8 protein-coding genes and 1 pseudogene are annotated in these 9,090 nt (G+C 71.7%); 2 read left to right on the forward strand and 7 right to left on the reverse strand.

Going from position 1 to position 9,090, the window contains the following annotated elements:
* Window positions 1-43 precede the first annotated feature (43 nt).
* The gene (locus E2651_RS37195; RefSeq protein ID WP_245239461.1) at window positions 44-604 is read right to left on the reverse strand and encodes a hypothetical protein; all 561 of its coding nucleotides are present in this window, start codon (window positions 602-604) and stop codon (window positions 44-46) included.
* Window positions 605-668: 64 nt separating this feature from the next.
* On the opposite strand from E2651_RS37195, the pseudogene E2651_RS37200 reads away from it, so the two are divergent.
* Together E2651_RS37200 and E2651_RS37205 are read left to right on the forward strand one after the other, a co-directional pair.
* Window positions 669-1,601, forward strand: a pseudogene (locus E2651_RS37200) (amino acid permease); the annotation flags it as partial.
* A 10-nt stretch (window positions 1,602-1,611) separates the two neighbouring features.
* Window positions 1,612-2,217 (forward strand): hypothetical protein, encoded by a 606-nt coding sequence (locus E2651_RS37205; protein WP_135335690.1) that lies wholly within the window; start codon window positions 1,612-1,614, stop codon window positions 2,215-2,217.
* A 25-nt stretch (window positions 2,218-2,242) separates the two neighbouring features.
* Here the strand turns inward: E2651_RS37205 and E2651_RS37210 are convergent, their stop codons facing one another.
* The 6 genes from E2651_RS37210 to E2651_RS37235 all read right to left on the reverse strand — a co-directional run bounded on the left by E2651_RS37210 (window position 2,243) and on the right by E2651_RS37235 (window position 8,969).
* Window positions 2,243-3,190 carry an oxidoreductase gene (locus E2651_RS37210; RefSeq protein ID WP_135335691.1) on the reverse strand — a complete coding sequence of 316 codons (948 nt, stop codon included), beginning with the start codon at window positions 3,188-3,190 and terminating at the stop codon, window positions 2,243-2,245.
* 82 nt (window positions 3,191-3,272) lie between these two features.
* The gene (locus E2651_RS37215) at window positions 3,273-4,049 is read right to left on the reverse strand and encodes an SDR family oxidoreductase (RefSeq protein WP_135335692.1); all 777 of its coding nucleotides are present in this window, start codon (window positions 4,047-4,049) and stop codon (window positions 3,273-3,275) included.
* Window positions 4,050-4,150: 101 nt separating this feature from the next.
* Window positions 4,151-4,735: a TetR/AcrR family transcriptional regulator gene (locus tag E2651_RS37220; RefSeq protein ID WP_135335693.1), complete on the reverse strand. Its 585-nt coding sequence runs from the start codon at window positions 4,733-4,735 to the stop codon at window positions 4,151-4,153.
* A gap of 52 nt (window positions 4,736-4,787) precedes the next feature.
* The gene (gene nirD, locus E2651_RS37225; RefSeq protein WP_348541694.1) at window positions 4,788-5,111 is read right to left on the reverse strand and encodes a nitrite reductase small subunit NirD; all 324 of its coding nucleotides are present in this window, start codon (window positions 5,109-5,111) and stop codon (window positions 4,788-4,790) included.
* 11 nt (window positions 5,112-5,122) lie between these two features.
* Window positions 5,123-7,729, reverse strand: coding sequence for a nitrite reductase large subunit NirB (gene nirB / locus E2651_RS37230; protein ID WP_135335695.1), 2,607 nt, complete (start codon window positions 7,727-7,729; stop codon window positions 5,123-5,125).
* Between the two features lies 1 nt (window position 7,730).
* Window positions 7,731-8,969, reverse strand: coding sequence for an FAD-dependent oxidoreductase (locus E2651_RS37235; protein ID WP_135335696.1), 1,239 nt, complete (start codon window positions 8,967-8,969; stop codon window positions 7,731-7,733).
* Between the last annotated feature and the right edge of the window lie 121 nt (window positions 8,970-9,090).

Genomic DNA, 9,090 nt, shown 5'->3' on the forward strand with positions numbered 1-9,090 from the left:
GAGGAGGGAGGTGGTGGGCTTACCGCCCGCCACCGGCTCCGCCCTACCGCAGGTCCGACGCCTCGAAGACCCCCCGCGCCGCCTCCGCGTCCAGGCGGGCGGAAAGCGCGCCCAGTACCTCCGCGCCCGTCCGCAGCAGGCCCCGCTCCCGCGCATCCCGCGCCCCCGCGTCCAGGCGGTGCAGCAGCAAGGGGTTCTCCGCGAGGACCTTGGGGTCGAGCTCCACGCGGTTGCCGAGGGAGTCGCTCAGGACCAGGCGCGACGCCACCCCCGCCTCGTGCCGCACCGCCGTGAGGAGACCCGTACACACGTGCCGGCTGCGCAGCAGACCGCGGACGGCCAGCCAGCCCGGACCCGCCGTCACCCGCACCGGGTGCAGGATCACGTACAGCAGAGCCGAAAGTCCTGCCCACAGGCCCGCCCGCACCACCTCCAGCGTGCCGTTGGCCAGGTCGACGAGTGTGACCAGGAGGAAAAGGCCGAGGGCGCAGAAGGCCGCGGAGCGTACGTCGCCCGCCCAGCGCCGGTCGGACACCGTGTCCGTGGTGTCTCCCGCATCGACGCCGCCCAACGCCGTGGCCCGTGCCGTCCTGTCATGTCCCATGTGCGGCACCGTAGGCCCGGCTCCGCCCCGCGTCAGCGTCGTTGACGGGCCGTTTACTTCGCCGCAGTTCGCGACGATGATCCTGCTCGCCCTCTCCGCCAACACCTCCTTCGGCGGCCTTCCCGTCCTGATGAGCCTGCTGGCCAGGGACAATTGTCTTCCGCATGTCTTCGCGCTGAAAGCCGATCGCCAGGTCCACCGGCACGGCGTCCTCGCGCTCGCCGCCGTGTCCGCCGCGCTGCTCGTCTTCTCCGGCGGCGACACCAACACCCTCGTGCCGCTCTTCGCGATCGGCGTGTTCGTCGGCTTCACGCTCTGCCAGACCGGCATGGTGCTGCACTGGCGCAAGGCGGGCAAGCCCGCGAAGGCCCTGCTCAACGGCTTCGGGGCGGTGCTCACCGGCATTTCGGCGGTGGTCGTCACGGCCACCAAGTTCACCGAGGGCGCCTGGCTGATCGTGCTCGCCCTGCCGGCGATCGTGCTCTGCTTCGAGGCCGTGCACCGCGCCTACCTGAGGATCGGCGAGGACCTCGGCCTCGGCCGCCTCCCGGAGCGCCCGCACCGCGACCACTCCCTGGTGATCGTCCCCGTGTCGAACCTCTCCCGCCTCACCTGTGAGGCGATCAACGCCGCCGTCTCGCTCGGCGACGAGGTCCGCGCCGTCACCGTCACCCATCCCGACCCCGAGGACCGGCGCGCGGCGGAGGCACTGCGCCGCGACTGGGAGCTGTGGAACCCGGGTGTCGACCTGGTGGAGCTGCCCTCGCAGACGCGCACCGTCGGGCGGCCGGTGTCGGCGTACGTACGGAAGATCTATACGTACCACCCCACCACCCGCGTCACCGTCCTGATCCCGGAGGTCGAGCCCGCCCATGTCTGGCAGCGCCTGCTGCAGAACCAGCGCGGCTCGGTCCTCGCGCACGCGGTGCGCCGCGACACGGACGCGGCCATCTGCCGGCTGCGGTTCCGCCTTGCGGCGGGGCGGCGCCGGTCCTAGCGTCGGCGCCATGAGCGGAAGCGCGGGCCACCCGGGTGCGGGCAAGAGGATCACCGAGAAGCTGTCGTCCGATGCCCTGCGCGAGGCGACCGGCAAGGGGTGGCAGGAGTGGTTCGCCCTGCTCGACGCCTGGGGCGGCCTGTCCCGCAACCACACCGAGATCGCCCGCCACGTCCGTGAGGACCACGGCGTCGACGGCTGGTACGCACAGTCGGTGGCCGTCGGCTACGAGCAGGAGCGGGGGCTGCGGGAGGTCGGGCAGAGCAGTACGGGGGAGTGGCGGACCAGTGGCAGCAAGACGATCGACGCCACGGCGGGACGGGTGATCGAGGCGTTCGCCGATGACGATCTGCGGGGGCGGTGGCTGCCGGACGTCGACTTCACGCTGCGTACGCATCGTCCCGCCAAGTCGGTGACCGCCGACTTCAAGGACGCGGACGGCGGGGGTGCCGGGCGCATCTCCGTGACGCTGACCGTGAAGGGCCCGGAGAAGACGGTGGTGGGCGTCGGGCACGAGAAGCTGCGGGACGCGGCGGAGGTCGCGGCGTACAAGTCCTTCTGGAAGGACCGTCTGGCGGCGCTGAAGTCGCTGCTTGAGGCTGAAGTCCCTTCTTGAGCAAGGGGATTAGCGGGCCGGTGAGTTAACGAGCCTCGTCACGGAGCGCGTACTCGACCCCCGTCAACCCCTCCGACGCCTCCCACAGCCGCCCCGCGGCCACATCGTCCCGCGTCCACCCCGCCCGCCAGGACCTCGCCGGCGCCCCGCGCCACCCCAGGATCCTCGGCCCGGTGAAGGAATCCGGCCGCACCCCCGGTGCCGTGGCCGCGAACAGCGTGGGCAGCGCGCCCGCGTCGGCCGACTGCGCGACCAGGCCGTTGCCGATCCGCATGAAGCGCTCGGCCCCCTTGCGGCCCTCCATCCGGGGCCCGGCCGCCTGGAGGTTCGTCGACGCGTAGCCGGGATGTGCCGCCGCGGCCACGACATCGGACCCGGCGGCCGCGAGGCGCCGCGCCAGTTCGTGGACGAAGAGCAGGTTCGCCGTCTTGGAGCGGCCGTAGGCGATCCAACGCCGGTAGCTCCGCTCGCTGTTGAGATCCCCGATGTCGATGTTCCCCAGGGCGTGCGCGCCGCTGGACACGGTGACGATCCGCGCTCCCGGCGTCCGCAGGAGCAACGGAAGGAGGAGTCCCGTGAGCGCGAAGTGGCCCAGGTGATTGACGCCGAACTGCATCTCGAAGCCGTCCGCCGTCTGCCGGTACGGGAGCGCCATCACCCCCGCGTTGTTGATGAGCAGATCGAGACCGCCCTGCGTCTCACTCTCGTACTCGTACGACGCCGCGAACTCCCGTACCGAGCCCAGGTCTCCAAGGTCGAGTCTCCTGAACTCGGCCTCCGCGCCCGGTACTTCGGAACGCAGCCGATCCAGCGCCCGCGACCCGCGCTCCTCGCTGCGGCAGGCGAGGACCACGCGCGCGCCACGGCGGGCGAGTTCGCGTGCCGTGACATAGCCGATGCCGCTGTTGGCTCCGGTGACCACGGCCGTGCGGCCGCTCTGGTCGGGGATGTCGCTCGCGTTCCAGCCCGCCATGACGCGGCTCCCTCTGCATGAGTGCACGACTGTTCTTACTTGAGAGTAAGTGGAAGCGTGGCCTCGGCGACAGAGGGGTGCCTCAGGCGGCCCCGCCCCCGTCGATCACCAGGTCAGCCCCGACCACCGACGCCGCGTCGTCCGACGCGAGGTACAGCACCGCCGCGGCGACCTCCGCGGTCGTCGACACCCGGCCCAGCGGCGTCGCGTTCTTCATCCGCTCCGTGCGCTCGGCCTCGCTCTCGCCCGGCAGCAGCGACATGGCGGTGTCCGACGGGCCGGGGCTGACGGCGTTGATCCGTACGCCGTCCTGGATGTGCTCGGCCGCGGCGCCCTTGGTCAGGATGGAGACGGCCGCCTTGGTGGTGGCGTACGCCGTCGTCCCCGGGCGGCGGATGTGGGTGCCCAGGACCGACGCGATGTTGACGATCGCCCCGCCGCCCTGCTGCGTACGCATCTGCTTCACCTCGGCCTGCAGCGCGAGGAACACGCCGGTGACGTTGATGTCGAGCAGCGTCCGCCAGTCCTCCTCGGACAGATCGGCGACCGACTGCCCCGCGCGCAGGACGCCCGCGTTGTTGACGGCCACGTCCAGCGAGCCGAACCGCTCGACGGTCGCGGAGACGAGGGCCGCGAGGTCCGCACTCCGGGTCACGTCGGCGGTGACGGCGATCGCGGCGCCGCCCGCCTCCTCGATCAGCCCCACGGTCTCCTTGAGCGGGCCCTCCGTGCGCCCGGCGACGACGACGTTCGCGCCCTCCGCGGCGAAGGCGAGCGCGATGGCCCGGCCGAGTCCTGAGCCGCCGCCGGTGACGAGGGCGGTGCGGCCGGTGAAACGGATGCGCGGTGCTGAAGTCATGACACAGCTCTTTTCTTGAACGATCGGTTCAGTATGAGGGCATGAAAAAGGGCCAGGAGGTGAGCCGGAATTTCATTCGAGGCAGAGGGTGAGCCGGAATTTCAGTCCAGCAGGCTCAGTGCCTGCTCCGTCGCGTCCCGCACCCGCGCCGGATCCTTCGACGCCTTGCCGACCACGCGCAGCCCCTGCATCAGGGTCAGCAGCATGCGCGCGAGGGCGAGCGGGTCGCGGTCCTCCGGCAGCTCGCCCTGTGCCTGCGCGCGGACGAGCGCCGAGTGCAGCAGCGTCTCGATGTGCTCCCAGCTGCGCTCGACGCAGCGGGCGGCCGCATCGTCGTGCGGGCCCAGTTCGGCCGCCGTATTGGTGATGAAACAGCCGTTCAGGCGCCCCTGTTCGGAGGCGGACTCACCCCCGAAGCGGCGCACCACCGCGCGTACGGCGGGCAGTGCGGGTCCCGGTTGCGAGAGTTCGGCAAGGAGGCGGGGGTTCTGGGCCTGGGCGTACCGGTCGAGTGCCTTCATGTACAGGTCGTGCTTGTTGCCGAAGGTGGCGTAGATGCTGGCGCGCCCGATGCCCAGCTCCTCGACGAGGTCCGCCATCGACGTCGCCTCGTAGCCGCGCCGCCAGAACAGCTCTAGGGCCGACTGGAGCGCGGCGTCCGGATCGAATTCCTTGGTCCTGGCCACGAGGGGAGAGTAAGCGATTCTGGAACGTACGGTCAAGTAATGTGGAAAGAGGTCAGGCGAGCCGCACCGTATGCGTCTCCACTGTCACCGAATCGTCGTCCAGGCAGCGGCCCGTCTCCAGGTCGAAGCGCTGCTTCAGGAGCGGCGACGCGACGAACGGCCGCCCGCCCGCCGTGCCGAGCAGCCCGCGCGAGAGCACCGCCGCGCCGGTGAACGGGTCGCGGTTGTCGATCGCGTACGCGCGGCCCGCGCGGTCGATGAAGAGCGCGGCCTGGCGGCCGTCGGGGAGCAGGGCGGCGATGCCCCGGCCCGGCTGCAGCCGGGCCCGGTCGCAGACCTCGAACCAGTCGTCTTCCAGGCGGAGTTGAACGCTCATCGGGACAGACATCAGGATGCGGCACCTTCCAGGTCGCGGGGGCGGGAGCCGATGCTCAGCAGCGGCAGGTCGGGCTTGATCTGGTCCCGCTCGGGGACGAAGCTCACCGTGGGGTCCGGCACGTCGGGCGCGTTCACGAAGGACACGAACCGGGCGAGCCGCTCGGGGTCGTTGATGGTCTCGGACCACTCGTCGCGGTAGTGGGCGACGTGGTCCGCCATCAGCGCCTCGAGGTCGTCGCAGATGCCGAGCGAGTCGTGGACGACCACATCGCGTACGTGGTCGAGGCCGCCCTCGATCCGCTCGAGCCAGGTCGAGGTGCGCTCGAGGCGGTCCGCCGTGCGGATGTAGAACATCAGGAACCGGTCGATGAGGCGCACCAGTTCGGCGTCGCTCAGGTCCTGCCCGAGCAGGTCCGCGTGGCGCGGGGTCGCGCCGCCGTTGCCGCCCACGTACAGGTTCCAGCCGCTGGAGGTGGCGATCACCCCGAAGTCCTTGGACTGGGCCTCCGCGCACTCGCGCGCGCAGCCCGAGACGGCGGACTTCAGCTTGTGCGGGGAGCGCAGGCCGCGGTAGCGCAGCTCCAGGTCGATCGCCATCCGGACCGAGTCCTGTACGCCGTAGCGGCACCAGGTCTGTCCGACGCACGACTTCACCGTGCGCAGCGACTTGCCGTACGCGTGGCCCGACTCGAAGCCCGCGTCCACCAACCGCGTCCAGATCAGCGGCAGTTGCTCGACACGGGCGCCGAACATGTCGATGCGCTGGCCGCCGGTGATCTTCGTATAGAGGCCGAAGTCCCGTGCCACCTCGCCGATCACGATCAGCTTCTCCGGGGTGATCTCACCGCCGGGGACGCGCGGCACCACCGAATAGGAGCCGTTCTTCTGGAGGTTGGCGAGGAAGTGGTCGTTGGTGTCCTGGAGCGCGGCCTGCTCGCCGTCGAGGACATAGCCGTCGGCGCCGATCGTCGGGGCGAGCGAGGCGATGATCGAACCGACCGTCGGCTTGCAGTTCTCGCAGCCCTCGGTGCCGCGGGCCGCCTCGCGGCCGTGGGCGTCCAGGAGCTGCCGGTAGGAGGTGATGCCCAGGGTGCGGACGATCTCGTACAGCTCCTGGCGGGTCTGGCCGAAGCAGCCGCACAGGCCCTTGTCGACCTCGACGCCCGACGCCTCCAGCTCGTCGTTGACCAGCTGGCCAAGCACCTTCACACAACTGCCGCAGCCCGTACCGGCCTTGGTGCACTTCTTGACCTCGGGCACGGTGGTGCAGCTGTGCTCGGTGACGGCGCCGCGGATCGTGCCCTTGGTGACGTTGTGGCAGGAGCAGATGACCGCGGAGTCCGGAAGGGCGGACGGGCCGAGCGCCACCGGGGCGCCCGCGCCGGCGGGCAGCACCAGCTGCTCCGGCGAGATCGGCGGCACGCTGCCGGTCATCGGCCGCAGCACGCCGTACTGCTCCGCGTCGCCGACCAGGACACCGCCGAGCAGCTCGCCGCCGGGGCCGATGACCAGCTTCTTGTACGTTCCCGAGCGCGAGTCGGAGTAGACGACGTCCAGGCAGTCCTCGGACGTGCCGTGCGCGTCGCCGAAGGAGGCGACGTCCACGCCGAGCAGCTTGAGCTTGGTGGAGAGATCGGCGCCGGTGAAGCTCGACTCCTCGGCGGCGATCGTCGCCGCCGCCGTCTCGGCCATCTCGTAGCCGGGCGCGACCAGGCCGTAGACCCGGCCGTCCGAAGCCAGCGCACACTCGCCGATCGCGTACACGGCGGGGTCGCTGGTGCGGCACTGCTCGTCGACCGTGATGCCGCCGCGCTCGCCCACCGACAGGCCGGTGTCACGGGCCAGTTGGTCGCGGGGGCGGACGCCCGCCGAGAACACCACCAGATCGGTGGCGAGTTCACTGCCGTCCGACAGCTTCATCCCGCTGACGGCGCCCTCCGTGCTCACGATCTCCTGCGTGCCGACACCCGTGTGCACGGTCAGGCCCATGTTCGTGATGGTGCGGAGCAGCGCCGCGCCGCCGCCCTCGTCGACCTGCACCGGCATAAGCCGCGGCGCGAACTCCACGACATGCGTGTCGAGTCCGAGCCCGCGCAGCGCACCCGCCGCCTCCAGGCCGAGCAGGCCGCCGCCGACGACCGCGCCGGTTTTCGCGTACGTCTTCGCGTACTCCTCGATGGCCAGCAGATCCTCGATGGTGCGGTAGACGAAACAGCCCGTCGTGTCCTTGCCCGGCACCGGCGGCACGAAGGGGAAGGAGCCGGTGGCCAGGACGAGCGTGTCGTACGCGAAGGTCTGCCCCGAGCGCGCGGTGACGGTCTTCGCGTCCCGGTCGACGGACTCGGCGGGGTCGCCCACGTACAGCTCGATGCCGTGCTGCTCGATGAACTCCGGGTCCGTGAGGGAGAGTTCGTCGGGGGTGCGGCCCGAGAAGTACGAGGTGAGCTGTACGCGGTCGTAGGCGGGGCGCGGCTCCTCGCACAGGACGACCACGCGGTGCGTGTCGGTGAGGCCGCGTGCGGCGAGGGCCTCCAGGAAGCGCTGGCCGACCATGCCGTGCCCGACGAGCACGATGGTGCCCTGGGCGGCGCTGTGGCGGGGGGTGTCCGTGGGCATCTCAGAGGCCTCCGTCGTGGGTGAGCAGGTGGAGCAGGGGGCTGCCGTCGTCCTCGGGCAGCGGGTCGTCGGCCTCCCACGCACGGGCGAGCGCGCCGACGGTGCCGAGCTCGCCGAGCAGGACCCCGCCGACGAGCCGGTCGCCGCGCACGACGACCTTGCGGTAGGTGCCGCGGGTCGCGTCCGCGAGCTGGACCACGTCGTCGTCGGGTCGGGGCTCGGGGTCGCCGAAGGCCGCCAGGTCCAGGGGAGCGGAGCCGGGACGGCCGGTGTGGAGGGTGAGCCGGGTCAGCGCGCGGGTGCCGGAGTACGGCCGCGCGCTGTCCGGCGAGAGCAGGGAATCGGCCAGGGCGTCGGCCTGTTCGAGGGCGGGCGCCGCGAGGCAGCGCACCTCGCCGGAGTGCTCGGCACAGTCGCCGATGGCCCGGATGTGCGGATCGGACGTCCGCAGTTCGTCGTCGACGACGATGCCGCGCCGCACGTCGAGCCCGGCGGCCTGGGCGAGGCCCACGCGGGGGCGGACGCCGCAGGCGAGCACGGTGAGGTCGGTGCCGAGCAGATAGCCGTCGGCGAGCTCGACCGACCGTACGGCCCCGTCGACCTGCCGGACGCCGCGCACCCGGCACTCGGTGTGCACCTCGACGCCGAGCTCCGTGAGGTGCCGGTGGACGAGCTCCGATGCCGCCGGGTCGAGCTGGCGCTCCATGAGCCGGTCGCCCTGCTGGGTGAGGACGACCTGGGCGCCGCGCACGGCCAGCGCGCGGGCGGCGGAGACGCCGAGCAGCCCGCCGCCGATGACGACGGCGCGCACGCCCGGACGTATCGCGTCCGAAAGGGCGAGGCAGTCGTCCATGGTCCGGAAGGGATGCACACCGCGCGGCAGTTCGTGGGCGTCCGGCGCGAAGAGGCCGCGCAGGGGCGGCAGGACCGGGTTGGAGCCGGTGGCGAGCACGAGCGTCTCGTACCGGACGACCCGGCCGTCCGCGCAGTGCACGAGCCGGTCAGCACGGTCGACCCGGACGGCGCGGGTGCGCAGGAACTCCCCGGGGGCGGCCGGCAGGCCGATGACCTCCGGTCCGTACCGGCCCGCGAGCACGTCGGCGAGCAGCACCCGGTTGTAGGGCGCGTGCGGCTCCTCGCCGATGAGTACGGCGGCACCCCCGAGCCGCTGGGCGAGCCGCACACCGGCAAGGCCCGCGCCGATCACCGCCACGCGTGCGTTCGAGGTAGATGAGGTCATGTACGGCAGCGTGCGGGGGCGGTGTTACCCGACCGCATCCTCACTGTTTCCCGGGGGGAACGCTGCGCTCAGCGGGGGTGGGAGTGGGGTGTGAGGGCCGCGGCTATGGGGCCGCCTGAGG

The sequence above is a fragment of the Streptomyces sp. MZ04 genome (genome assembly GCF_004684775.1).
Taxonomy (GTDB): domain Bacteria; phylum Actinomycetota; class Actinomycetes; order Streptomycetales; family Streptomycetaceae; genus Streptomyces.